Origin of the sequence: Paenibacillus gallinarum (assembly GCF_014836635.1) — a bacterium.
Lineage (GTDB): Bacteria > Bacillota > Bacilli > Paenibacillales > Paenibacillaceae > Paenibacillus > Paenibacillus gallinarum.
Window position 1 is genome coordinate 92,019 of sequence record NZ_JACSQL010000010.1, and the last position, 26,389, is coordinate 118,407.

The 26,389-nt window shown below is 41.8% G+C and carries 24 protein-coding genes; 18 read left to right on the forward strand and 6 right to left on the reverse strand.

The genetic code is table 11. The features are described from left to right. Positions 1-67 precede the first annotated feature (67 nt). Together H9647_RS18840 and H9647_RS18845 are read left to right on the forward strand one after the other, a co-directional pair. On the forward strand, positions 68-1,630 hold the full coding sequence (locus tag H9647_RS18840) for a glycoside hydrolase family 68 protein (protein WP_191802859.1): 1,563 nt from the start codon (positions 68-70) through the stop codon (positions 1,628-1,630). A gap of 135 nt (positions 1,631-1,765) precedes the next feature. Further along, entirely contained in the window at positions 1,766-3,295 is a 1,530-nt protein-coding gene (locus tag H9647_RS18845; RefSeq protein WP_318245340.1) for a glycoside hydrolase family 32 protein, read from the forward strand. Between the two features lie 59 nt (positions 3,296-3,354). Here the strand turns inward: H9647_RS18845 and H9647_RS18850 are convergent, their stop codons facing one another. Then, positions 3,355-4,104, reverse strand: a complete 750-nt coding sequence (locus tag H9647_RS18850; protein WP_191802863.1) for a class I SAM-dependent methyltransferase — start codon at positions 4,102-4,104, stop codon at positions 3,355-3,357. 357 nt (positions 4,105-4,461) lie between these two features. Between H9647_RS18850 and H9647_RS18855 the strand changes: the two genes are divergently transcribed. The 3 genes from H9647_RS18855 (at position 4,462) to H9647_RS18865 (ending at position 6,841) form a co-directional block, all read left to right on the forward strand. Further along, positions 4,462-5,001, forward strand: coding sequence for a GNAT family N-acetyltransferase (locus tag H9647_RS18855; protein WP_191802865.1), 540 nt, complete (start codon positions 4,462-4,464; stop codon positions 4,999-5,001). 62 nt (positions 5,002-5,063) lie between these two features. After that, positions 5,064-5,456: an iron chaperone gene (locus H9647_RS18860; protein WP_191802867.1), complete on the forward strand. Its 393-nt coding sequence runs from the start codon at positions 5,064-5,066 to the stop codon at positions 5,454-5,456. A gap of 185 nt (positions 5,457-5,641) precedes the next feature. Further along, on the forward strand, positions 5,642-6,841 hold the full coding sequence (locus tag H9647_RS18865; RefSeq protein ID WP_191802871.1) for a copper amine oxidase N-terminal domain-containing protein: 1,200 nt from the start codon (positions 5,642-5,644) through the stop codon (positions 6,839-6,841). Between the two features lie 83 nt (positions 6,842-6,924). Here the strand turns inward: H9647_RS18865 and H9647_RS18870 are convergent, their stop codons facing one another. After that, entirely contained in the window at positions 6,925-7,350 is a 426-nt protein-coding gene (locus tag H9647_RS18870) for a GNAT family N-acetyltransferase (RefSeq protein ID WP_191802873.1), read from the reverse strand. 197 nt (positions 7,351-7,547) lie between these two features. On the opposite strand from H9647_RS18870, the gene H9647_RS18875 reads away from it, so the two are divergent. Further along, positions 7,548-8,399, forward strand: coding sequence for a phosphotransferase (locus H9647_RS18875; protein ID WP_191802875.1), 852 nt, complete (start codon positions 7,548-7,550; stop codon positions 8,397-8,399). 43 nt (positions 8,400-8,442) lie between these two features. Next, positions 8,443-9,012, forward strand: coding sequence for a GNAT family N-acetyltransferase (locus tag H9647_RS18880; protein ID WP_225229408.1), 570 nt, complete (start codon positions 8,443-8,445; stop codon positions 9,010-9,012). A gap of 55 nt (positions 9,013-9,067) precedes the next feature. On the opposite strand, the gene H9647_RS18885 is transcribed toward H9647_RS18880, so the two are convergent. Both H9647_RS18885 and H9647_RS18890 read right to left on the reverse strand, forming a co-directional pair. Further along, positions 9,068-12,172 carry an MMPL family transporter gene (locus H9647_RS18885; RefSeq protein WP_191802879.1) on the reverse strand — a complete coding sequence of 1,035 codons (3,105 nt, stop codon included), beginning with the start codon at positions 12,170-12,172 and terminating at the stop codon, positions 9,068-9,070. A 413-nt stretch (positions 12,173-12,585) separates the two neighbouring features. Next, positions 12,586-13,227: a TetR/AcrR family transcriptional regulator gene (locus H9647_RS18890; protein WP_191802881.1), complete on the reverse strand. Its 642-nt coding sequence runs from the start codon at positions 13,225-13,227 to the stop codon at positions 12,586-12,588. 184 nt (positions 13,228-13,411) lie between these two features. On the opposite strand from H9647_RS18890, the gene H9647_RS18895 reads away from it, so the two are divergent. The 3 genes from H9647_RS18895 (at position 13,412) to H9647_RS25845 (ending at position 17,608) form a co-directional block, all read left to right on the forward strand. Further along, entirely contained in the window at positions 13,412-14,788 is a 1,377-nt protein-coding gene (locus H9647_RS18895; RefSeq protein ID WP_191802883.1) for an MATE family efflux transporter, read from the forward strand. 212 nt (positions 14,789-15,000) lie between these two features. Further along, positions 15,001-16,620 carry a Na/Pi cotransporter family protein gene (locus H9647_RS18900; RefSeq protein ID WP_191802885.1) on the forward strand — a complete coding sequence of 540 codons (1,620 nt, stop codon included), beginning with the start codon at positions 15,001-15,003 and terminating at the stop codon, positions 16,618-16,620. Positions 16,621-16,870: 250 nt separating this feature from the next. Continuing rightward, on the forward strand, positions 16,871-17,608 hold the full coding sequence (locus H9647_RS25845; RefSeq protein WP_225229409.1) for a CPCC family cysteine-rich protein: 738 nt from the start codon (positions 16,871-16,873) through the stop codon (positions 17,606-17,608). 128 nt (positions 17,609-17,736) lie between these two features. Here H9647_RS25845 and H9647_RS18910 read toward each other — a convergent pair whose 3' ends face one another. Both H9647_RS18910 and H9647_RS18915 read right to left on the reverse strand, forming a co-directional pair. Beyond that, positions 17,737-18,753 (reverse strand): zinc-dependent alcohol dehydrogenase family protein, encoded by a 1,017-nt coding sequence (locus tag H9647_RS18910; protein ID WP_225229410.1) that lies wholly within the window; start codon positions 18,751-18,753, stop codon positions 17,737-17,739. Between the two features lie 143 nt (positions 18,754-18,896). Further along, on the reverse strand, positions 18,897-19,199 hold the full coding sequence (locus H9647_RS18915) for an ArsR/SmtB family transcription factor (RefSeq protein WP_191803092.1): 303 nt from the start codon (positions 19,197-19,199) through the stop codon (positions 18,897-18,899). A gap of 227 nt (positions 19,200-19,426) precedes the next feature. Here H9647_RS18915 and H9647_RS18920 point away from each other — a divergent pair, with 227 nt between their 5' ends. From H9647_RS18920 to H9647_RS18955, 8 genes are all read left to right on the forward strand, one after another. Beyond that, positions 19,427-20,455 carry a helical backbone metal receptor gene (locus H9647_RS18920; RefSeq protein WP_191802887.1) on the forward strand — a complete coding sequence of 343 codons (1,029 nt, stop codon included), beginning with the start codon at positions 19,427-19,429 and terminating at the stop codon, positions 20,453-20,455. Positions 20,456-20,479: 24 nt separating this feature from the next. Then, the gene (locus H9647_RS18925) at positions 20,480-21,469 is read left to right on the forward strand and encodes an iron ABC transporter permease (RefSeq protein WP_191803094.1); all 990 of its coding nucleotides are present in this window, start codon (positions 20,480-20,482) and stop codon (positions 21,467-21,469) included. 2 nt (positions 21,470-21,471) lie between these two features. Beyond that, a complete protein-coding gene (locus H9647_RS18930; RefSeq protein WP_191802889.1) occupies positions 21,472-22,245 on the forward strand; it encodes an ABC transporter ATP-binding protein in 774 nt (257 codons plus the stop codon). Positions 22,246-22,266: 21 nt separating this feature from the next. Then, positions 22,267-22,788 carry a HugZ family pyridoxamine 5'-phosphate oxidase gene (locus tag H9647_RS18935; RefSeq protein WP_318245342.1) on the forward strand — a complete coding sequence of 174 codons (522 nt, stop codon included), beginning with the start codon at positions 22,267-22,269 and terminating at the stop codon, positions 22,786-22,788. Between the two features lie 51 nt (positions 22,789-22,839). After that, positions 22,840-23,301: a DinB family protein gene (locus H9647_RS18940; RefSeq protein ID WP_225229411.1), complete on the forward strand. Its 462-nt coding sequence runs from the start codon at positions 22,840-22,842 to the stop codon at positions 23,299-23,301. 286 nt (positions 23,302-23,587) lie between these two features. Then, positions 23,588-23,950: a B-box zinc finger protein gene (locus tag H9647_RS18945; RefSeq protein ID WP_225229412.1), complete on the forward strand. Its 363-nt coding sequence runs from the start codon at positions 23,588-23,590 to the stop codon at positions 23,948-23,950. A 135-nt stretch (positions 23,951-24,085) separates the two neighbouring features. Further along, entirely contained in the window at positions 24,086-24,883 is a 798-nt protein-coding gene (locus tag H9647_RS18950) for a prolipoprotein diacylglyceryl transferase (RefSeq protein ID WP_191802891.1), read from the forward strand. Positions 24,884-24,910: 27 nt separating this feature from the next. Beyond that, positions 24,911-26,353, forward strand: a complete 1,443-nt coding sequence (locus H9647_RS18955) for a radical SAM protein (RefSeq protein WP_191802893.1) — start codon at positions 24,911-24,913, stop codon at positions 26,351-26,353. Positions 26,354-26,389: the final 36 nt, after the last annotated feature.

Below are 26,389 nucleotides of genomic sequence, written 5' to 3' on the forward strand. Positions count from 1 at the left end.
GACATGTTTAATATGACCCGCTTTTATTACAATGAGTTTAAAGTTAATTATAAAAGAGGAGTCAGTTATGAATTTTAAAAAGATGATGAAACAAACGGTAGTATTATCCTTGTCCGCTTCTTTGTTGGTTAGCGGAGGGGCTTCGGCATTAGCCAAAGGAAACAATCATAAGGATGCAGGAGAAACGTACGGATTTTCCCATATCACTCGTGCGGATATGCTGAAAATACCTGCGCAACAAAATAGTGAACAATTTAAGGTTCCTGAATTTGATGCGTCTACGATTCAGAACATTCCTTCAGCAGTGAAATATGATGAGAATGGCAATAAAATTGAAATGGATGTTTGGGACTCTTGGCCGCTGCAAAATGCGGATGGGACTGTAGCCAACTACAAAGGTTATGAAATTGTTTTTGCCTTAGCTGGTGACCCAAAACGTGGATCAGATACATTCATTTACTTGTTCTATAAAAAAGCAGGCGAAACTTCGCTTTCCAGCTGGAAGAATGCTGGCCGCGTATTTAAAGATAGCGATAAACTTGTACCTGGCGACACCCTTCTAAACGACCAAGCGGAAGAATGGTCCGGTTCTGCAACGTTAACTTCAGATGGGAAAATTCGCTTGTTCTATACGAATCGTCAAGCATGGGATCCTGCTAATGATTTTTACGGAAAACAAATTTTGACTACAGCTCAAGTCAATGTATCAGCGCCAAATAAAAACACGCTGAAGATTGATGGTGTAGAAGATCTAAAATCGATCTATGACGGAAAAGATGGCGAAATCTATCAAAACGTTGAATCAACTGGTTTCAGTCAAGGTGACTACAACGATAACCATACCTTAAGAGATCCTCACTACGTAGAGGACAAAGGACGTAAATATCTTGTGTTTGAAGCAAATACAGGTAAAAAGACAGGATATCAAGGGGCAGAATCCCTTAATAACCCAGCTTATTACGGTGGAACTAAAGCTTTCTTCGAAGCTGAAAGAAAAAAATTGCTCGAAAGCCCAGTAAGAACATTTGCGGAAATCGCGAATGGAGCACTTGGTATTATTGAACTTAATGATGATTATACATTCAAAAAAGAATTGAAACCTCTGATTGCTTCCAATACAGTTACAGATGAAATTGAGCGTCCGAATGTATTTAAATTGAAAGGTAAATGGTACCTGTTCACAAGTTCAAGAGGATCTAAAATGTACATTGATGGAATCGATGATGAAGATATCTACCTGCTTGGATATGTATCTAATTCATTAACTGGTCCTTATAAACCACTGAACGGTACGGGACTTGTACTGCATCAAGATCTTGATCCTACGGATATTACTTGGACATACGCTCACTTTGCGATTCCACAAGTGAAAGGTGATAATGTAGTTATTACAAGCTACATGACGAATAGAGGAATGTTTGATGATCAACACTCTACTTTTGCGCCAAGTTTCTTAATGAATATTAAAAATTCTACGACTTCGGTTGTGAAGGACAGCATTCTAGAGCAAGGTCAAATCACCATCTCTACGAAGAATTCGAATAAACCGAACAAACCAAACAATTCGAATAAACCGAACCACTCAAATAACTCAAACAATTCAAACAAACCAAATAAAAAAGAGATCTAAGAACTGAAAGTAAATGCTGATTATATATAGCATTTACTTTCTTTTTATCTGTAAGTTTTAACAGCAATATGATCAGAGCAAAAGTGGGGGATGCATTTGAATATAGTTGAGAAATTGAGGAGAAGTAAAACCGTTATGTTCATCTTTTTCGCTTGTTGTTTAATCGCATTAGCACTTATCACTTATACCGCAGTTAAAAACGATAAGGAAGCTACTATTCATCCGATTCCAGAGGTAAGTGTTCGTCCCGGATATCACTTTACTGTTCCTGATAAATGGAAAAACGACCCTCAAAAACCGATCTACTTCGATGGAGAATATCATTATTATTATCTTTATAATAGCGATTATCCTGAAGGCAACGGTACCGAATGGCGGCATGCGACTTCTGTAGATTTAGTGGAGTGGGAAGATGAAGGCGTTGCGATTCCCAAATACACGAATCAAAATGGAGATCCATGGTCGGGTTCGGTTGTTGTAGATGATACAAATACAGCAGGATTTGGTGAAGGTGCAATTGTAGCAATCCTGACACAGCCCTCAGCAGATGGAGGGAAGCAGGAACAATTTTTGTGGTACAGTACAGATCGCGGCCAAACGTTCCAGCCTTATGGAGATACGCCTGTTCTAGCGAATCCGGGAGTGGAAGACTTTAGAGATCCAAAAGTGATATGGGATCATGAGTCGCATAAATGGGTGATGACGGTGGCGGAAGGGTCAAAAATTGGATTTTACGAGTCCGATAATTTAAAAGATTGGCAGTATACTAGCAGTTTCCATGCTGAAAATATCGGAGTACTAGAATGTCCTGATCTTTATCAGTTAAGAGCGGATGACGGTACACTAAAGTGGGTCCTCGGTGTCAGTGCCAACGGCAAATCTACAGGTCAACCAAATACGTATGCATATTGGATCGGAGATTTTGATGGAGAACAGTTTATTCCGAATCAGACCGAGCCTCAGTGGTTGGATTATGGATTTGACTGGTATGGTGCGGTAACGTTTGAAGACGGAGTGGAAAGTGATAAATATAATCATCGGTATGCGTTAGCTTGGATGAATAATTGGGATTACGCACATGTTACCCCTACCCTCGAAGAAGGTTTTAACGGTACAGACTCCATTGTCCGTCAGATCGAGTTACAGGCAGAAGGAGATAACAGGTACTATTTAGTATCCCAACCCATTGAAGCATTAGATGAGTTAACAAGTTCAACGGGTACGTTTGAACATATCGAAGTGGATGGCTCCACAACCCTTGATGTAACAGGAGACATGTATCAGCTGGAGGCGGATATTTCTTGGTCAGAGATAAAGAATGTAGGACTCAGACTTCGAGAATCCGATGATAAGACTCGCCATGTAGATGTCGGTGTTTTTGTAGAAGGTGAGTATACTTATGTGAACCGTGCTTCAACAGGACATCCTGATGAGAGTAATAGATATGTAGAAAGTACCGCGCCATTTGATGGGAAAAACAAGAAGGTGCATTTAAAAATTCTCGTTGATAAAACAAGTATTGAAGTTTTTATTGATGATGGTAGAGTCGCCTTTACGAATGAAATTTTCCCGGAATCGGACGACAAATCAATCACTCTGTTTGCTGAAGGCGGAACGGCAATATTTGATAATGTAGTCATTAAGCATTTTCATACGGTTAAATAACAAAAGGGATACTCGCCTATGAGTATCCCTTTTTGGTATGGTTTTTGTTACGTAGGTTGTTACTTTCGAGCTATAATCATAAATCGTGATGAATTGGTCATTATTCCTTTGTCCGTCTGATTGTCCCTAATCAATTGCTCGAGGATTTGAAAATCATCTTCGGTTTCTCCAAAGTTAGGAACAATCGGAGTATGCTTCAAGAGAAACAGTAAGTCTTCCGGTGTCTGATAATATTCGGTTACGTTCCCTTCAAAGGCCTTAATATCCGTAAAGCCAGCTTCCCTTAGTTCCGTAATATACCCATTTTTTAATGTCCCGTTTTTCTTACCGAATGCCTGACCTCTCCCAAATGCCTCTTTTATATTTCCTTTGTCGTTTTCGCTTACTTGTTGAGTCAGAAATATACCGCCCGGAGCTAGCACTTTGGCTATTTCATTTGGATAGAAGCATGAGTGTCTAGAAGAGACGACCTGAAAGAAATGTTTAGGAAAATAAAGATGTTCTGCGTCCATCTGCAGAAAACGGACATTAGGTATGCCGGAACTTACCGCATTTTTAGTTGCGGTTTCCATCATTCCTGTGGAATGGTCAATCCCGACGAGAAGCAGTGCAGAATCCGCGATGGAGAGGATTGCTTCGCCGCCACCCGTTCCGATATCAAGCAGGAGATCTGACTTCTTCGTTACTTTTGTTACTTCATTATAAAAGTCCCATGGTAATCCATCGGAGACACATTTCATCTTACTAAAATCCCAGCCAATGCGTTTTCCTACTTTATCATAGAAATCTTTGTATTCGAGTGTATTCATTTTTTTCTTCCACCTTCCAAATTGAGGTTCATAACAAGCTAGAGAAAGAACTGAGCCCATATCGTTCAAATACTTAGTTACTGTGGACAAAAGGACAGACGTGTCCCTTGACAGCTGGTACGCGTTTTCATCCAGCCCGGCAACTACATACTTCGAACCATACGGAAGTTCATCCCATTCACCTCATTCAAAAGATTTCTTCCATTATATATCACTTTAGTATTTTTAACCTAGTAGTTGATTTCTCATTGTTTGGTTTTATCCAGGTTTTCGTGAAATTAGGTCCTGCTCTTCGGGTATACTTTTAGGGTACTATGAAGAGTAGAGAGATTGTCCCCAAAAAGGAGATATGGAAATATGCATATGATCATTAGAAAAGAAGAAGCGAAGGATTATGAAGCCGTAGAGAAGGTAGTACAATGTGCGTTTGAATCTATGGAATTCAGTGATAAAAAAGAGCATGAACTTGTTGCCAGGATCCGTACATCGGAAGCGTTCATCCCTGAATTGTCTTTAGTAGCGATAAATAAAGAGAATGATGAAATCATCGGGCATATTCTTTTTTCGAAAATTAAAATCGTGGGTGAAGGAAAGACGGCTGAATCTCTTGCCTTGGCTCCTGTTTCTGTATTACCTGCATATCAGAATAAAGGTATCGGCAGAAGGCTCATTGAAGAAGGAATACAAGCAGCGAGAGAGTTAGGGTACGGTTCGGTTATTGTTTTGGGCCATCCGGAATATTATCCGAAGTTTGGATTTAAAAAAGCATCGGTATGGGGAATTAAAGCGCCGTTTGAAGTCCCGGATGATGCATTTATGGCACTAGAACTCAGTGAAAATAGTCTTGAAGATCAATCCGGCGTAGTAGAATACTCGGCAGCCTTTTTTGAATCATAAGAATAACGGCTATAAGGTGGGACGTTATAAGTAACTAGTTTAAGATCGGAGTGATGTCTATCATGGACGAAAAGAAAACGAAGGTTGAGTCGGTTGATGAATATATTTCCCAGTTTCCAGCTGAGATCCAAGAAATCCTTCAGAAGCTCAGAAAGGTAATAAAAGAAGCTGCCCCTGATGCAGTGGAAAAGATAAGTTATCAAATGCCTACCTTTGCGCTGAGTGGGAATCTAGTTCATTATGCTGCTTTTAAAAATCACATTGGCTTTTATCCGGCTCCAAGTGGAATCGAGGCATTTAAAGAGGAATTATCCGGATATAAGGGGGCAAAAGGTTCTGTCCAATTTCCGCTGAATCAGGAACTTCCATATGAATTAATAAGCAGGATTGTACAGTTTCGAGCCGCTGAGAATAAAGAAAAAGCAGCAGCGAAAAAGAAGGGTAAGGAAAAGTAAGATTACGGCTGTATGGACAGCTAATCTATTGTCATATTTTACCTTTATGTAAAAAGTTACACAAGTATTGAAATCTCTTTTGTGTGAGGTTACGATGGCTTATGATGGGCTCATTTCATTATTTTGGAATGAGAGGAGAGGGTTCTCTTTCCCTGAAAAACTTACAACTTAGAGGAGAAGACTGCATGATGAGAAAGAAATTAGGGCTTCTTATGTTATCTCTGCTGATGGTATGTACCGTCCTTAGTAACGTGGCCCCTGCCAGCGCGGCAACCAAAAAGATCCAGGTATACCTAGATGGGAAAGTAATGAGTTTTTCTATTTCCCCTGAAATTAAAAATGGAGTCACTTTCGTACAATTCCGTCCATTATTTGAGGCATTTGATTACACAGTTGCTTATAATAATGCAGCTAAACGAATTAATGCCAATAACGGTTCGACAAAAATTCAGCTGACGGTCGGACAGAAATCAGCCTATATTGATGGAATGAAGACAAGCCTTTCCGCCGCACCTTACATAACCAAAGGAAGCACGCTTGTTCCGCTTCGATTCGTAGCAGAAGCAACGGGTTATGATGTGAAATGGAATCAGCAGAACAAAACGATTCACATCTCCACTGGAATTGCGGATAGCAAGGTAAAAGCACAAGTCGCTGAATTTTTCAAAAAACAGCAAACGGCGGAAAATGAACGAAGTTTGGCGAAAGCCATGCAGCTCATTCACCCTGATGCTCCTTACTATGAGGAGATTAAAGAAGAATACCGCGATCAATTTCTTTCCAAAGCAAAAGTGGTCTACAGCAATGTAAATAACATTGAGGCGTATGGTGATGATATCTACGCGACCGTTACTCGAACACGCAGTTATATTAGTGGTCCTTTCTTCTGGGATTCGGTAGAAACCTATGAAGTGAATTTGATAAAAATGCCAAATGGTACGTTAAGACAGTATGATTTGTACTACGAGGACTACTATTATGCAGCTGAGGATCTGATTGGGACCCAAGTTCAAGTACCAGCAGATACGGAAAAAGCAATCATGCAGACCGTAAACAACCAATACAAAGGATTTAACGAAAAAAATACAGCGTTACTTCTCTCCTCGATGGACCCTTCATCTCTATTGTATGAAATGATGCAAGCGATGACGGATGAGGGCTTACTAAACGCAATTAATTTTGATATGTCTGCGAAATTCATGAGTGTCATTAAGTACACCGGAAATACCGCAATTCTGTATGCAGAAGAGACAGACAAAATTTTGAAATTTGATATGGAGAGCCTGTACTATCTAGTGAAAAATAAAGAAGGAAACTGGCTCATTTATGATACTGTTGATATTTCAAGCGTTGAAGATGAATTCAAATACGACGTACTTTCGTAATTATTGAAATATGAATCATGGAGAAAGCCCTGCAGATCTGCAGGGCTTTTTATAAGTGGTCAGGATAGTTAAACATGAACCTATTAACTTTTTAAATCCTTTTTTAAGTAATAGTGAGTATGCCCGCCTGCATTATGAATTGTTCCATATACTTCATAGCCGTATTTCAAATAGAAATCCAGCGCTTGAAAGCTAAGTGTATCGAGTTTAATGAAATCACAAGATTTCTGCCTGGCTATTCCTTCAATCTCCAATAACAGCTTTGACCCATATCCAAGTCCGCGAACTTGTTCATCCAGAATAAGGTAGTGGATCTCTAGCCAGTTCCAGCATATGTCCCCCACAATTCCTCCCAGCGTTTCCCCTTCTGCATTTTTTAACAAAAGATTTAATTCTTCGTACCGATTACTCAGTTCTTTAGGAAAATGAGCATGATTAAAGGCAATCAGTTTGTTCCGTACACGGGTTCTATCTTCATTGCTGTGTTCAGTGGAAATATGCAGTTCCATGGTATATTAACCCCTCTTCAAAATGATCTCATTTGAACTTACCTTATTTCGATCTTAACTGGAAAGTAAAAAATGTTTTATATCCAATTATACCTGAATTACAAAGGTTTCCTTGGCTCTCTAAGCGAATGTAACAGGGATACTGCACTTAGGCTATAACCTTTAGGAAAAAGGAGCTGATATTTCTGTTACGTGACATGGATTGGATAGAGAAAGACCCTTTACTGGACGAGCTGTTAGCACAAAATCCACCGATCATCGTACAGCCCATGACTCAAGGAATGGAAGCAGAAGTAACCAAACTATGTATACAGGATAATCGTTTTATTCTGAAAGTGTGGAACAAAGTTTCTAAGCCGAATATTGATTATCAGTACCGATTGTTATCAGGATTATATGAGCAAGGTTTACCTGTGTCGAAGCCTCTTGGGTGGGGAAGAAAGTGTTCAGAACATAGTGAGCAAGTACTGCTCACCTATGATGATGGCGGAGAACTACAAGATTATAGTGAGCAAAAGATGAAGGAGATCGCAGCCCTGCTGTATCAGATTCATCAGGTAAATGTGGAGAAATTACTTCCGCTGACACTTCCTAAATACGATTTTTTTGCTTATTATTTTCCCGATCTTGATCAGCATCCGGATCTATTATCTGTGGTAACTGAAGTAGCATCCGTAACTTCTATCGAACACTATCATTTAATCCATGGTGATTTTCACTTAAACAACCTGGTAGAGAAGGATGAACGCATGACGATCATTGACTGGACGAATGGACAGCTTGGTGATCCGAGGTTTGATTTTTCTTGGTCTCTTTTTCTGAAGCGTATTTATATGCCTTCTTTCCTTGCTGAAACTTTCTCCACTGCCTATCTATCCTTACATCCTATTCAAGAGGAAGACAGAACTAAATTTGAAGCTATCGCTTACTTGCGCTGGATACTGCTTAACCGGTTTGCAGAAGGGCCGGAAGGAATAGACCTCATGAAAAAAGCAAACGCCATTGCTGCCCGTAATCCATTCTTGAAAGATCTAGCCTTACAGGGATAGGTCGGAACTTAAGAAGAATATGGTGAATAACAAGGAGGAGAACATGGACCCCATTTTTGACTCGTTTCCTATTCTGAAATCAGACATGCTTGTACTTAAGAAAGTAGAAGAGGAACATGTGGATGAATTGTTCGAAATATACAGCAACGACGTGATATTTAAATACTGCGGTATCCTTCCGAAACATAACAAAGATACGGTGAGAAAAATGATCGGACATTTTGAGCGAGACTTTAATAAACAGACTCGTGTAAAGTGGGGGATTTTTGCCGCGGATCAGCAGGATCGATTGATTGGGATCATGGAAATGTTTGATCTGAATCAGAAGGTGAATATGGTGACAATTGGTTACTTTTTAGCTGAAGCCTACTGGGGAAGGGGCTACGCAACGGAAGCGGTTCGTTTGGTGCTTGAATTCTTGTTCCTCCATGCAGGTATCAACCGGGTTCAGGCAGATGTGATGCCGCAGAATGAAGTCTCCAAAAAGGTGCTCCTGAAAAACGGTTTTATGAAAGAAGGTACTCTCAGACAAGCAGCACTTTGGTCCGGCAAAGGGGTAGTGGATCGGGAAGTATTCGGTATATTAAAAGAGGAGTATTGCCTCTCAAAATAAAACAAAGAAGCAGAGCCTATGATAGGCACCTGCTTCTTTTAACAACTATATAACATTACTGGTGAAACGTGGACTTCTCATTTGAAGCTGTGTTCTTTCTCTTGCTGAATGCGTTAGGTAACATAATTAAAGCAGGTACCAGCATCGGAAGTAAGATGAAGCAGAGTACAAGAAGACCCGCAATGACGGCAGAAGCTAGTTCAATCAGCAGAACAAGTCCTGATGGGATGAGTGTGGCAAAGGTACCACCGAGTATAATCATGGCGGAGATGATGACGCCGCCGATATTTTTGGCTGATTCCACGAGTGCTTTTGCAGGATCCAGTTCCCCGTATTCTTTATAGCGCATCATGAAGAAAATACTGTAATCGACGCCGACCGCCACAATAATGATGAAGGAGAAGAAGGGAACAAAGGATGATACGCCGTCAGCACCGAGTATCTGATAAGTAACCAGGTTCGTTGCAGCCATGGCAACAAAGTAAGAGACAATCAGAGATAATACAATATAGATGGATGGCAGAATTGAACGAATCACAAACAGCAGTACAAGGAATACACCGATAATCACGATCACTGCTGTTCCGTTAAATGACTCAAGCTGTACTTTATTGGTGTCATAGGTTGTCGAGCTTGGTCCTGCTGCTCCAAATACCGCTCCGTCTAGTACAGTTCCTTTAAGTCCCGAAGCAACGGTATCGTTAATCTCTTCAATGGTGTCCATCGCTTTCTTGGAATAAGGATCATCATTTAAAATAACCATCAATTTCGTAATTTTACGATCTTCGGACATGAAATTATCGAGTACCTGGGCAAAATCTTCTCCTTCGAGCGCTTCTCTAGGAATGAAGAATGTTTTAGAAGATTCGAATTGCGTCAGGAATTCGTTGGTTTTTCCAAGTCCCTCCGAAATATCTTCAAGTCCATTTCCACTTTGATGAAGTCCATCTTTTAATGAAGTTAGACCGCCCGAAAACTGAGATAAACCGTTACTCAGTTCTTCTTGCCCCTGATTCACTTTAGCTAAAGCATCATTTAATTTATTCATATTAGCAGCAATTTCATCCGCGCCGCTAGCGCCTTGATTCAGTCCAGAGCTCAGCTGTTTTGCTCCATTTTCTAATTCCTTGAGCCCGCTGAGAATCTTCCCCTGAGCGCTGTTAATCTGATCTAGACCACCAGTAGCTTGTGTAAAGGCGCTATTTAACTTTTCATAATTCGTGTTGAGCTGTGTTAACCCTCCAGCCCACTGGGCAATGCCGCCTTCGAGTGCTGCACCCTGTGTCTTCAGCTGTACATAAGTATCATCTGACGCAAGTTCACTGTGGGAAGCGCCGAGGGCAGTGATCAGTCCGTTAATCCCTGTCATCCCTTGCTGAATGCCGGGCAGCTGCTTCGCTAGTGATTCATATCCACTGCCAAGCGCCGTATATTGTTTCTGGATCTCACGGAGTCCACTTGAGACTTCTACAGAGCTCTTTTGTATGGATGAAAGGCCGCTACGAATCTCGGTAATTCCGGAAGAAAGTCCGGTAGCTCCGGTAGCACCATCACTAATACCGCCTCCAAGTTCTTTCACCGCATCTGTCAGTTGCTGATAGCCAGATGTAATCTCACCCGAACTGGAGACCAGCTGATCTACTTCGGAGAAGTCAGGCGCCGTAAGTCCTGCTTCCATCTGTGAAAGTCCATCTTGAATCTGATCGACCCCATCCTTTGAAGCAGAGATACCATCCGTTATAGCTGAGGTCTGGCTATCCGTATACAAATCCGGAATTTCCTCGAATTGTGGCTGCGTTACACTGGATACGCTGTCTACACCTTCAAGCTGATTAAGGGAGTGGGTAACCGCATCAATTACAGCCAGGGCATTATTGTTATCCATCGGCTCATCATTTTGTATGACTACATTGGTAGGCAGAGCCTGACCTTCACTAAAGTTTTCTGCGACGAGGCTGAATCCCTTGGTCGAAGGGTAGCCGTTCCCGAGTTCTTTTAGCTGGTCGAAGGACAACGTCTGTTTGCTGAACATGAGAACGGGAATCATGATGACGATAATAAGTGCGGTGGTAATCACCGGATATTTTACTGAAATCGTAGCAAGCTTGGTCCAGAACTTGCTGTCTTTATGGCCGTTATTTTGTTTGGCAGGCCAGAATAATTTTTCCCCAAGTGTCTTCATAAAGAAGGGGGTCAAGGTATAAATCTGCACAATTAATACGATCGCACCAATGGCAACCACGTTCGCAGATTTGTAAATTCCAAAGTTTGAGAAACTTAGTGCAGCAAACGCAATAAATACGGTTAATGTACTGTAGAGAATGGTTTTGCCTGCGGTTCGGAACGTAGTGAAGATAGCTTCATCAATCGTTGCACCGTGAGCAAGTTCCTCTTTAAATCGATTAAATAGAAGAATGTTGTAGTCGGTACCGATCCCAAACAGAATGAGGACAAGGAGCATCTGCGTTACACTGGTGACCGGGAAATTCAGCTTTTCAATAATTTGTGCTGCAATGCCCATGGATACGAGATATGTAATCCCTACCGTTAGCAGCGAGATAAACGGAATGAGCAGTGAACGGAACATAATAATAAGTACAGCTAGAATGAAAATAACGGTCAGCAAAGCACTTTTTTCTACACCTGCCGTCGTAGCTTCCAAATAATCGTTCTGAATAAAATCTTCACCGCTTAGATAAAAATCAGTATCTACGTCAGCTAGTTCTTGCTCAAGCTGTTCCTTAATGACGGCAACTTCACGATCTCCTTTATCGAGACTGAAGCTGACCATAAGGGTCGTCCCATTCTCCGAGAGAAGAGAGGATTTCGCCTCTGGGGTAGAGAAAGGGTCGATCATATCATGCACACCGAGTTCAGCACTATGATCTCGTATGTTTTCTATACCTGTTTCAATCTGAGTCAGATCCGTATCAGACAGTTTATTTTCATTATGAAAAACAATAATATCGCTGGTGCCTTGATCTCCTGTCATTTCCTTTAATAGCTCACTTGCTACTTTGGAGGGACTATCTTTGGTGAGCGGATCTTGGCCTCTTTCATGTAGGATCGCGTTGACATCTGGCTGAAATACGGTGAGTAAGATTGCGCTAACCAGCCAAATGGCTAGAATAAGCCAGCGCCACTTTAGTATCTTTTGCATTCGAACATTATCTCCCTTGATCATGGAATAGTGGCATTGCTTGAGGTACAAAACATTAGTAAACAGGCGTTCATTATAATGCTAAAAAAAGAGATGTACTTTCAATTGATTATTTACTCAGCTGAGGTGAGCCAAAGGATTGGGATTTCTCCCAATCCTTCATTCACTCTGTAGAGGCGTACCAAAAGATTGGGATTTCTCCCAATCCATTAGTCACTCTGTAGAGGCGGACCAAAAGATTGGGATTTCTCCCAATCTATTAGTCACTCTGTAGAGGTGAATCCAAAAGATTGGACTCCAACCCAATTATCCGCTCGGCAGAGGAGGACCCATTGGATTGGAGATAATCCTAAACAATAATTCACTCAGCAGAGATGAACTATCGTTTAGGAGTACCGCAATTCTTTTTATCACTAAGTAAGATGATCAAAAGAATTGCGATTACCACAACTAATTTTCTCCGCAATCCCCACGGAGAACACTTGCAGCAGCTCATCAACAAGATATTTAATAGTTTCTCCATCCCGGTGATCGCGGAGAATCAGGCATATCCCTTCAATGATGGTGACGGCTAGCATCTGAATAGACAATCGATCCTTGGGATCTAAATCCGTTGTTTCCCGGGTGACGGTGAATACCTTCTCCAGAATCTGAATGACAATTGCAATAAGATCCTGTTTTGCCGATGCATAAGCTGAACCTTCACTTAAAGTTAATAAGATTTTGATCTCCGTACTTGAGTCTTTCAGCAGTTCTACAATGGTCTCATCCACCATCTTGATATACTCAAATACTTCGTCACTATGGATGGTAAAGGTTTTGTCTATTTCTTCTTTAACTGCGATGGTGTACGAAATAAACTGCTCATGTGCGCTTCCCATCAGTGCCTGGAATAGATCATCCTTGTTTTTAAAATAGCGATAAATGTTACCTGTTGTTATTCCCGCTGCGGTCGCAATTCGTCTCATTGAGGACTGTGCATACCCGTATTGTTCGAATTCAGATAGGGCTGCGCTCAAAATATTATTTCGGATTTCTTCTTTTAAAATTTGCATTAATGAACACCTGTTTACTTTTATTGGAATAATGAAATTATAGTCGAAAACTGGACCTTCTGCAATCATTATCATAAAAAAGAAATACTTCACAACCCATACTCACAAAATCATGCTATACTATTGGGCGATGTTGTAAATACAATGAAAAAGAGATGATTATCCTTTGAGTAATCCACTTCCTATGTATAAAGAAAAATCTAATACCTTCTTGAATAAATATTTTACTGGAAAGACGCTTGATTTCAGGCAAATTATCGCGATTATTATCCCGATATTTGTGGATCAGGCTTTTATTATTTTAATGGCCCTGTTAAATACAGCGATGATTGCATCATCCGGCGTTGCTGCGGTAAGTGCCGTAAGTATGGTCGATTCGATCAATATTTTCCTCGTTAACGTATTTGTTGCGGTAGCCACAGGGGGAACAGTCATTGTTGCTCAGTATAAGGGGAGCGGTAATGACGAGATGGTATCGAAATCAGCTACACAAGCCATTACGGCAGTAGCAATCCTTTCCGTAGTCATATGCGGGCTGGTTATTACTTTTCATACCCCTATTCTTAATTTGTTATTTGGTAAGGCGGAAGCAGAAGTATTCGAGAATGCTCGAGTCTTTCTTATAGGCAGCTGTATTTCTTATCCGTTTATTGCGATATTTCAGGCCGTAACCGGTGTCCTTCGCGGGGTAGCGGAGACAAAGGCTTGCCTAGGATTGTCACTCATCATGAACCTTACGTATCTTGGACTGAATATTTTGCTCATTACTGTATTTGATATGGGGATTATGGGTCTCGTTATTTCCATGATCACAGCACGGGTGCTGGGCATGTGTATCTCGATGTATTATTTGATCAAAATAAATCAGACTTTAAAATACAAGATCAAAGAAGCGCTAAAACTGGATTTTTCGATCCTCAAAAGGATTATGGCGGTTGGAATTCCATTTGCCGCTGAGCAGATGTTCTTTAATGGGGGGAAACTGCTCACTCAGACGTTTATTGTTCAGCTTGGGACTTTAGCGATTACTGTGAATGCAATCAGCGGTTCCATATCGCTACTGTTCCAAATTGGGGGCAGCGCGCTTAGTATCGCCGTTGTCACGGTTGTTGGGCAGTGTATTGGTAATGGGGGTATCCCGGACGCAAGGAAATTTATTAAGTCATTTATTGGTTTGTCGACTGCGTTCTTTATTTTGGTAGCTGCTATTATCATTCCGCTGTTTCCATTCATCGTCGGCTTATTCTCGCCGCCGGCTGAGATTGTACCCGATATCTTTGCACTCACACTGCTGATTGCGATTATTCAGCCGATTTTCTGGTCAATTAGTTTTATCCTTCCTTCTGCACTGCGTGCGGCTGGGGATTCAAACTTTACCTCCTTAACATCTTTACTGTCGATGTGGGTTCTCCGTGTATTCTTAGGATATTTTCTCGGAATTACGCTTGGACTTGGCATCATGGGGGTATGGATTGCCATGGTCACTGAATGGAGTGTCCGTGGAGTAATATTCTGGTATCGGTTCCGTGGAGATAAATGGTATCGCCGCAAATTGATTTAATTCATAGTTTCCACCCGAGAGGGCTGAGCAATCAGCTCTCTTTTTGTATGCAATAACATCTGTCACATCCAGATCTGAAATATTAAATATTTTCCTTGTCCTGTACTAAAATTATCATAAAATGTCTAAACTTGAATTATTCATTTCGATTCGTGAGTATGATAAATTAAAAAAGGTTTGGACGACCAATAACTGAGGGAGGCTTTCATATATTGGATTGGCAAGAGATATTGTTTAAGTTTGTCGGGGGACTCGGCATCTTTCTGTTTGGTATCAAATTTATGTCAGACGGACTACAAAAATCGGCCGGAGACAAAATGCGCGGGATTTTGGAAAAGTACACCACAAATCCTATATTGGGCGTTCTAGTCGGAGTTATCGTTACCTGTTTAATTCAGTCCTCTTCAGGGACGACGGTAATGGCAATTGGACTTGTAAACGCTGGACTTATGACACTTAGACAAGCAATTGGGGTTGTACTTGGTGCCAATATCGGTACAACCATGACTGCTTTTATTGTCGGGATCAAAATTGAAGAGTATGCGTTGCCTATTATTGCAGTAGGTGCCTTCTTTTTATTTTTCCTGAATAAAAAGAGATTTCAATACATTGGTCAAGTCATCTTTGGATTTGGGATGTTGTTTCTCGGATTATCTACGATGAGCGGTGGGGTAAAACCGCTTAGGGAATTGCCGGCTTTTACTGATTTTATGATTCAAATGGCAGACCAGCCTGTGTTGGGTCTTGTCGTGGGTACCATCTTTACGATGATTGTACAGAGCTCTAGTGCCACGATTGGGATTCTTCAGACTATCGCAGATGAAGGGATGATTAGTCTCGGTGGATCTTTGCCGATTCTTTTCGGTGACAATATCGGCACAACAATTACGGCAGTACTCGCATCGATTGGTGCTTCCATCGCAGCAAAACGTACTGCTTTAGTGCATGTTATTTTTAACGTTTGCGGAGCGATTATCTTCATGCTCCTACTGCCTGTCGTACTCTGGGTCGTGCTATGGCTAGGAGAAGGCGTGAATATTCGGATGCAGATTGCGTATGCCCATGGATTATTTAACGTGACGAATACCCTCATCTTCCTGCCGCTGATTCCTGTATTGGCATGGATTGCTACGAAGTTCATTCCAGGCAAGATGGAAGAAATTCAGTTTAAACCGATCTATCTTGATGATCGTCTGCTTGCAACACCAGCTGTGGCGCTAGGACAAGCTCAGCATGAGATTGTGCGCATGGGCCAGTATGCCAGAGAGTCTTTGCAGGATGCGACGAAGTATTTCTTTGATCGGGATACGAAGTATGCCGACCTTGCCTTGCAAAAGGAAGAGCTTATTAATGAACTGAATCGCAAAATCACGGAATATATTATTCGCATTCACCAAAAGAACGGACTGCCAGCAGGTGAGTCGGAAAAAGCTTCTGGCTGGTTCCAAACGGTTAGTGATATTGAGCGAATCGGCGACCATGCAGAGAATGTAGTAGAGCTTGCGGAGTTTAGCATTAACCACAAGATTTTGTTCTCGGAAGCGGCTACGAAAGAGCTGCAAGAAATGATGGAAGTAGCAGATCAGACGGTAGAGAAGGCACTTGTAGCACTAGAAGGACAGGATACCGATGCAGCTAACACCGTTTTGGAACTGGAAAGAAAATTAGATGACCTTGAAGTTGTATTCCGAAAAAATCACATCATTCGTCTAAACCAAAACATATGCTCAAGCAGTGCAGGAACCATTTATTTGGACTTGCTAACGAACCTTGAACGTATCGGAGATCATTGTAAAAATATTGCTCAGTTCGTGCTTCACGAACAGCACTAGAGAAAAGAAACCATCCTTTCGGCTATAGCTGAAGGATGGTTTTTTTGTGTTGATCATTCTGTGCTCTAGGGCAAATAATGACGGTCTAGAACATCGACATAAGAAGGGAAATAGAGGCTGGCACCGGTACTATGAAGGTCCTAAGCGAGGACCTTTTAATAAGCAATTCCATTTTATTCATGGTGAATATGACCAAGTTTCGGTTAGAATGTTAGCGCAGCATGAATAATCACCAGGGGGAATTAGGATATTGGTTATCAAGTGGATTGTAATTGTAGTTTGTGTGTACATATTAATAGGTATTATTTACGCTTATCGCTTTATGTCAAAAGAACTTTCTGAGTTACTGAGGAATGAGATGGATGAAGAGGATGAGTATTTTACAGTAATGAATAAGGCCCGGAATGAAACGCATGTTTATATGGAAGAAATGAATCAAATGGTTGGCAAAAAGGGGAGTAAGGTTGTTCATTTTCTAATAGGTACGTTTCTCTGGCTTCCACTAGTGATTGATACAGAAATATCTTCTAGAAGAGAGGCAGCGAAGTGGATGGAGGATGAGGAGTTCGATGACCATGATGAAGAGGAAATAGAGCCGAAGAGATTCCCTTGTCCATGTTGTGGTTATCCTACACTGGAAATCCAAGATTATGGATACGAGGTTTGTATACTGTGCGGCTGGGAAGACGATGGCCAGCGAGATGACCAGGCTGACAAGGTATGGGGCGGGGCTAATCAGGAGTATTCGCTTACCGCAGCGAGAGGGATTTTTAAGCAACATTTCCTTGGTTACCATGATAATAAAATCTTGAAATCACAGAAGAGAGAAGCTGTTATTCATGCTAACAAGCGGCTTATGGAAGCCTATGATCAGCTTGAGAAGCCAAAAGATTGGGCTACTGAAGGAGTTTCAATAGGAACCGATAAGAAATGGGAAGAAGTATTTAATCGTGAAGCAGCTCTCAGCATAATTAAGTATAAAAAATAGGTGAAATAAACGACAAAAAACTTCTAACGAATCTATCGTTAGAAGTTTTTTGTGCTGATGATGCTATGGTTTTACTAAAAATCTTTAGTTCAATGTTCAACGGAACAAAGGATTCATCTAGATTTGAATTATTCAGAAACTTTAATGACAATTTTACCAAAGGCACCACGGCCTAGATGCTCATAAGCTTGGATCGCCTCGTCGAAGGAGTATACTGTGTCGATTACTGGATGAATATTGAGTTCATTAAAGGCTTTATTCATCTCATCAAATGCTTTACGGTGACCAACATAGATACCTTGAATACGTGCTTGCTTCGCTAATAATGCGAATAAATTCACTTCCGCCATCATGCTCTTTAGGAAACCAACAATATAAATATGCCCCTGTAGTGCAAGTGCTTCGATCGAACGGTTAATGCTATCTCCGCCAACAACTTCTAAAATATGCTCAGCACCTTTACCGTTCGTAAGTTTTAATACTTCTTTTTCCCAATCCGGTGTTTTTACATAGTTGATGACTTCTTTGGCGCCTAACTCTTTTACTCGTTCGCCTTTTGCATCACTGCTCGTTGTAACAATTACTCTTGCACCTAATGCAGAGGCGATTTGAGTCGCATAGACGGATACACCACCTGTTCCTAGAACAAGTACAGTATCACCGGCTTTAATTTTACCGTATTCCACTAAAGAAAACCACACGGTTAGTGCTGCAATTGGGAGTGTAGAAGCCTCTTCATCAGTTAAATTAGCTGGTGCCATTACTGCTGCATACTCTTCTAACAACATATATTCCGCAAGTCCACCATCATTCGGTCCACCGACAGCTGTTGGCGCATAGTCTTCGCTTGGTGCTCCATCAACCCATTTTGTATACAGGTGCGAAACAACGCGGTCCCCCACTTTAAACTGGGTTACTTCTGAACCAACACTTACAACAATACCTACCGCATCTGATACAGGTATGAAAGGCTTGCTCATTAAGTCTGGTAAATAATCGCCATCCATGATGGATTTGTCACGGAAATTAAGGGATACAGCTTTCACTTGAATCAATATTTGATTAGGACCTGGTTTAGGGGTCTCTACCTCTACTAGTTTAAGGTTTTCTAATCCTATGCCTTGTTTTTGCCATGCTTTCATCATCAGTTCCTCTTTTCGTATATTAAATAATCAATATGTAACAAGAAATATTACTTAAATCCGCATCTAACAAATTTACAAATTAAGAATTATCGATATGTAAGCTATAATAACAACCAAACTCCGTTATAGAATTTGGTTGGTTATTATAGTTCTGTTTGAATGAATATACCGAGATTTTTAATAACTTCTTCATCTCTTTTGTAATATGTCCACTTACCTATTCGTGTTGATTTAATTAAACCAGCTTTTTGTAGGGTTGAAAGGTATTGAGAAGCAGTAGATTGAGTCATGTTTAACTTATTCGTTATTTGACTAACACACACACCAACTTCGACTAAATCAATCCCTTCTTGTGGATCAAAGTGAGCAAAAGGATCTTTCAGCCAATCTAAAATTTGCAATCGAGCCTCATTTGAAAGTGATTTAAAAATAGTTAACTTGTCCATTTTCATATTATAAATCGATAAAGTTCGATTTGTCAATTCAAAGTGTTTTAAAGAGATGGATGAGCAAATAGGTTTACCCATTGTATTGCTCTGACTCTGTCACAAAAAAATCCATGGGCAGCCGGAAAAAGTCCATTGATAACCATTATCAACCAACATATAATGATAATCATTATCAATTACTCGTCTACATAGAGAGATAACAATAAATCAGGGGGCATGAAGGTATGAAGAAGGTTTCGTCGTTGAAGTTAGGAATTATCGCTTTAACCATGGTTGTTATGGTGGCGTGTGGGAATCAGGAAGGGGCCGGCAGTGAAACCAGTTCGGATGCTCAGCAGCAAGCAGCCGCAGATACAACAGTAACAACGGGATCGGAAGATACTACTCCAGCAGCAGATGAAGCTGCTGCAACGGTTGCGGTAGACGAAGCGCTAGTAGACGAAATTTTGTCTCAATTCGATAATAAAACACCGAGTACGACCGTAACTTTGTCAGTAGCCATCACAGAATTATTTAATGACTTAGGATTGTCGCTAGAAGGTGTACCGACCACACAAAGTGAACTGCCAGCAGCTTACCAAGATGTACAGAAAGTCGGGTCTTCTCATCAGCCGGATCTCGAAGTGATCGCAAGCCTTACGCCGGATGCAATCCTGTCACCTGAATCAATTAAAGACAGCATTGAAAAAATGCTGAAGCCATCCGGATTGAAGGGAGCATACCTCCCCGTTGATTCATTAGATGGTCTCAAAGCTTCACTGGTTGCCATAGGACGTCTCTATGATAAAGAAGCCGAGGCAGAGAAGGTGCTGAGTTCTTTTGCTGAACAGGAATCGGAAATTGTGAAATCAGTAGAAGGAAAAGATGCACCCACTGTTATGTTCTTATTCGGTTCCACAGATTATCTCATGCTGATGAATGAAGATACATTTGCTGGCAGTCTCGCTAGAAATCTAGGAGCAACGAATGTACTTACGGATACAATGCAGTCCACCGAGACGTATGTTCCTTTTAATATGGAAAGTGTAGTAGAAGCGAATCCGGACGTGATTTTACTTGTGGCTCACGGAGATGCTGAAGCGGTAGCGAAGAAGTTTGAAGAAGATGTGAAGAAGAACGGCGCATGGGAGAAAATGAGTGCCTTCAAGAATGGAAAAATGAAAACACTGGATTACAACTTGTTTGGTGTTGCTTCCCTATCCAAAACGCCTGACGCTTATAAAGCACTTTCCTCCGTTTTGTACGGGGAATAGGAGGATTATGAGCTTGTGAATACAATAGGGCAGCAGAGAAGCCGGAAGTTTCTTCTTGCAATTACGTATCTCATCTTACTGATCATTATTATTCTTGCGATAGGTATCGGAAGCGTGAGGTTGTCTCCTGCAGAGGTCCTTCAGACTTTAACCGGATCGGGAAGTGAACAGTGGAACACCATCCTATGGAATATACGTATTCCCCGCGTGATCCTCGCACTCATCATCGGGGCTAATCTAGCAGTATCGGGTGCGCTGCTTCAAGCCGTAATGCATAATCCGCTGGCAGACCCTGGACTGACTGGGGTTTCCAGCGGTGCTGCTGTTACTGTACTTTTTATCATGCTGGTGAAACCGGAGTTATCCTCGCTTATTCCCATTGCAGCTATTGTCGGCGGAGGGATTGCTGCGGCAATGGTTTATGGATGGGCTTGGACCAAGACACAGGGGATAACGCCTATTCGCATTATTTTATCAGGGGTAGCAGTCAATGCCGTCTTTGGCGGGGTTATTGGACTACTATCTATTCTCTACAGTGACAAGTTACCCGCTGCGCTCTCCTGGATGAACGGGAGTTTATCCGGAAAAGGAATGGATGCGGTGCTGACAATTCTACCTTATTCTGCAGCGGGATGGATCATGGCACTTCTATGCATACGGCAGGCGAATATTTTAAGGCTTGGAGAACAAGCAGCGCATAACCTTGGTCAAAATATAAATCGGGTGCGGATTACGCTTTCTTTTGTTGCTGTCTTTCTTGCTTCTGTCTCCGTCTCCATGGTTGGACTTGTCGGCTTTGTTGGTCTCATCGTTCCACATATGGCACGTATGATGATCGGTTCGGATTATAAATACAGCCTGCCTTTTAGCTTAGCGCTGGGAGCTGTCGTATTGATTGTAGCCGATACCATCGGCAGATCGATGTTTAGTCCGCTTGAAATTCCGGCGGGCATTGTAATGGCGATGGTAGGAGGGCCTTATTTTCTCTATCTGATGCGTAAAGGAGGGGCATAGCATTGCTGCAAGTAGAATCGGTACATGTACATTACGGAGAACGGCCAATTGTTCAGAACCTGTCGCTTACCGTTCAAAAAGGAGAAGTTGTCTCCATCATCGGACCGAATGGGTCAGGGAAATCAACACTGCTCAAAAGTATATCCGGCCTTATTCCTTACGCAAGCGGCGGAGTGACCATTGAGGGTAAGGAACTCCAGAAAATGAATGTCCGAGAAGTGGCGAAGCAGCTATGTATGCTGTCTCAATCGAATGTAAGCCCTGCGGATATGACAGTTGGAGATTTGGTCGGTTTTGGACGGATGCCGCATAAAAAGTGGTACGAACAACTCACTCAGGAGGATCGTGAGATTATTCAGTGGGCACTTGAACAGACGAATATGACAAGGTATGAGCACCGATTGGTTCATTCCTTATCAGGCGGGGAGTCAAGAAAAGCTTGGCTCGCCATGGCTCTCGCCCAGCGTCCCAAATTGCTATTACTTGATGAACCGACCACCTATCTAGATATTGCGCATCAATTGGATGTTCTGGAACTTGTGAAGACACTGAATAAGGAACTCGGGATTACAGTAGTAATGGTGCTTCACGATCTGAACCATGCGAGCTTATACAGCGACAAAGTATGTGTCATTCAGAACGGAGAGCGAAAAGCATACGGAACTCCGAAGGATGTACTAAACCTAGAATTAATCCGAAGTGTATACGGCGTCGAGGTCGATGTAGAGCTAACGAAAGATAGAAAACCTAGAATACATGTACTTCATAAAATTTAGGATGGAGCAGGTGGAATAAAGATGATGAATATGAATCGGATCAATATGGAAGAAGTGAAAAATAAGTACTTGGAATTTACAGGTGAGCTGAGATCACTCATGTTAAGTACGTTAGATGAGGAAGGGAATCCCTTCATTTCTTATGCTCCTTTTGTAGCGCACGACAATAAAATGTACATCTATATCAGCCGCATCGCAAATCACTATCATCATCTGGATAAACGTCCGCAAGTGGATGTATTGTTAATTGAGGATGAGGCAGTTTCGAACAATCTATTTGCAAGACAGCGGGCTCGTTTCCCTTGTACAGCGAAAAATGTGGGAAATGAGGGATATCCAGAAGTATTCGCACTGTTTGAAGAGAAGTTTCCAGCGAAACTTGTAACGATGCTGCGCGGACTCGATTTCTCCTTGTTCGAGCTTACTACGCAGACAGGAAGATACGTGGCAGGCTTCGGTCTTGCTTTTGATCTAGACCTTGCCGGAGACCAGATTGAGCATGTAGCCCGTGATGGTCACGCCAGCAGCACAGCTGCGAAATAAAGAACGAATCATATAGCGTGAGATGAAATAGAAAAGGGAGGAAAGCTGAAAATGTCTACATTTGCTACGATTATGCCAGTCTGGAATGCAATTCAAAGCCGTTTTCTAAATACGGTAAAGCAGCTGACTAACGATGAACTTGCACTTCAAATGGACGATACTTCGATCGGGTATATGCTCAGGCATAATGCCGAGGTAGAGTATATGTTTGCAACTTGGTTTTTTAATAAGCCGATGCCGGAAGATCTTGTTATTCATACGCACCGGGGGGCTACACGCAGTAAAGAAACATTTACAAAGCTTGAAGAGCTTGTATCGTTTTTAGAGGCGTCTCAAGCCTGGCTTATTGAGGGAATGTCGGAGCTGCCTGAATCTGAGTGGAATGAGATGAAAAAATGTCCTATTGGCGACTCTACACCGCTTGAAGCCGTAGGACGTCTTATGTATCATACAGGAATTCATGCAGGACAAATCTCGTATATAAAGAAGCAACATGCAGCAAAGCAGGTATAAAAACATATAGTAGTTATGAATTAAAGTTAGGTATTGAGTAGATATATAGAATTTGGTGATGAGTGAGAGAGCCTGCAAATCAGGCAGATCGGTGGAAAATTAAAGCTAAATAGATAGAACCCAAGAGGATAATCTCTTGGGTTCTTTTGTGTATCTAGATAGAATATTTATTTACAGTATGTAGAGATAAAGGTTTTGTATATCCATTATATGGATTATTATGGTATATAATCTGTGAACTCCTATCAGGGCGAAAGGATACGATCCTTTTCTCAAAAAATAAAGAATGGACTTCTCATTTAAGGATGGAAGTTCACAACGTTCTAGCATAATACAAAAAACAAAGTTACAATGGATAACGAAACTTACCAATAGAGGTGAAGTAATGGCAGAATTCCTCTGTATGAACCATCCTCATAAGCAGGCAGTTGCTCAGTGCAGAAGATGTGGGAAACCGGTGTGCCAGGACTGTTATGATCCATCGACTGGATATTGCCGTGATCAGTGTACCAAGAATGAAGCCGTTTCTTCTGTACATACATCCAAGAAAAATGTTGTTCTTCAAGTCATTGTTGCAATTTTAGCAATCATTGGGGGACTTGCGATACTCTTGATTACGATATGCGGTGCCTTGATATTATCTTACTAATGTTAGTTATTATTACGTTATTCTTCTTCTTCTTCTTCTTCTTCTTCTTCTTCTCTAATTCTAACTACTCTAGTGTTCATTACTATATTCGCACACACAAATACGAGTTTACTATCTCAATCTAGGAGTGGACCGATGGATTTTCCTGTATATCTATATCTTGGGTCCTTGCGGATTCACCCTCATGTACTATTTGAGTCTCTTAGCTATTTTATCGGATTTAGGGTCTATCTATGGACACGAAGACCGAGCGGGATGTCTGCCCTGATGAGCCTGCAAATTTTAGCAGGTACGATTCTGGGTGCAGCGATTGGTGCCAAGTTGCTGTTTTGGTTGGAGGACCCGGTCGCCACCTGGGAGCATCTTAGTCAAGGACAACTCTTATGGGGCGGAAAGACTATTGTCGGAGGGTTACTCGGAGGACTGATCGGGGTGGAACTTACAAAGCGCTGGGTAGGTTGGTCCCAATCGACGGGGGATGATTTTGTGTATCCGCTGATGCTCGGTCTTTGTATAGGAAGAATAGGCTGTTTCCTGACAGGACTGGACGACCATACCTATGGTACGCCAACGACATGGATTACGGGTGTGGACTTTGGAGACGGGATTTACCGTCATCCAGCGCAGCTTTATGAAATTTTCTTTCTTATTATATTGGCTGTTCTGCTCATACCTTTGTATCGTCAAAGCCGCGGGAAGAGTAGCACTTCTACTCAAGTAAGGTATGTATCAGGGCGGATATTTCAGTGGTTTATGGCAGGATATCTGCTGTTTCGTCTGGGGATTGAATGGATCAAACCTACGCCTCATCCTTACCTCGGACTGAATAATATTCAGCTTGCTTGCATCGCTGGTGTGCTTTATTATGCTTGGCTTATTTATGGCAAGAAGAAGGTAGATCATCATATAACGAGTTCGAATATGCAAGCCTAATCTGTATTTAACAGGAGGAACGATTTCATGCCTAACCGTCCTTATCTCTATCATGAGCTGACGAATAGTATATGTACGACCTGTTATCGCAAAGTAGAAGCCAAGGTGATCGAAGAAGACGGCAAAATCTACATGGTCAAAAGATGCCTTATTCACGGACCGGAGAAAGTGCTGATCTCCACCGATGTGGAGTATTATCACCGGACTCGTAAGTTTATTAAGCCTTCAGAAATGCCGCTCGTGTGGAATACTCCGATCAAGTACGGATGCCCTTATGACTGCGGATTATGTCCAGATCATGAGCAGCATAGCTGCCTAACCTTACTGGAGATTACAGATCACTGTAACCTGCAGTGTCCGATCTGTTTTGCAGAATCTTCCCCGCATCGTACCTCATATCGGTCACTTGCTCAGATTGAATTTATGTTAGACCGTATTATCGAAAATGAAGGCGAAGCAGACATCGTGCAAATCAGCGGCGGGGAGCCGACAACGCATCCTGATTTTTTTGAAATTTTGGATATGTGTAAATCGCGGCCCATCAAGCATATTATGGTGAACACGAATGGGATTCGTATTGCACAGGATCGGGAATTTGCTCGCCAGTTATCTGAATATGCTCCTGGATTTGAGGTCTATTTGCAGTTCGACAGTTTTGAAGCACATGTACTAAAAGAACTGCGGGGCGCAGACCTGAGACGGATACGCCAGCAGGCCATTGACCATTTAAATGAATTTAACATCTCCACTACACTCGTCGTTACACTAAAAAAAGGACTTAATGACGGAGAGATCGGTGACATTATTCAGTATGGACTTCAGCAGAAAGCCGTTCGCGGAGTCACCATTCAGCCTATTCAGGCGGCAGGCAGACTCGAAGGATATGACCCTGCAACAGATCGTCTGACGGTGAGTGAAGTGAGACAGATGATTATTGACCAGTCGGGAGTATTTGACGAAGATGATATTTTACCGGTTCCATGTCACCCGGACTGTTTGGCAATGGGATACGCGCTGAAGCTTGGCGGACAAGTTATTCCGCTGACAGGAATGATTGATCCTGACATTTTACTCGAAGGGGACAGCAATACGATTATATATGAACAAGATCCGGTAATCAGAGATAAAATGTTTGAGCTATTGTCGACCGGCCACTCGCCGGAGTCTTCCGCTCTATCATTGAAAAGCCTGCTCTGCTGCCTGCCGCTTGCAGCCGTTCCCGAAGAGATTACGTATGACAACGTGTTCCGGGTGATCATTATGCAGTTCCTCGATGCGCACAATTTTGATGTACGTTCTGTCAAAAAGTCCTGCGTCCACATCGTTCATCCTGATGGACGGATCATTCCTTTTGATACTTATAATTTGTTCTATCGGGACGATAAGGAAGAGCTGCTGAAAGAACGGAAGAATGAGATTGTAACCGCATGGGATCGAGATACCAAGGTTGTACCTGTGAGTGAGAAGTAGAATTTAGGATAGAGAAGGGTCGGAGAGCAGAGATGC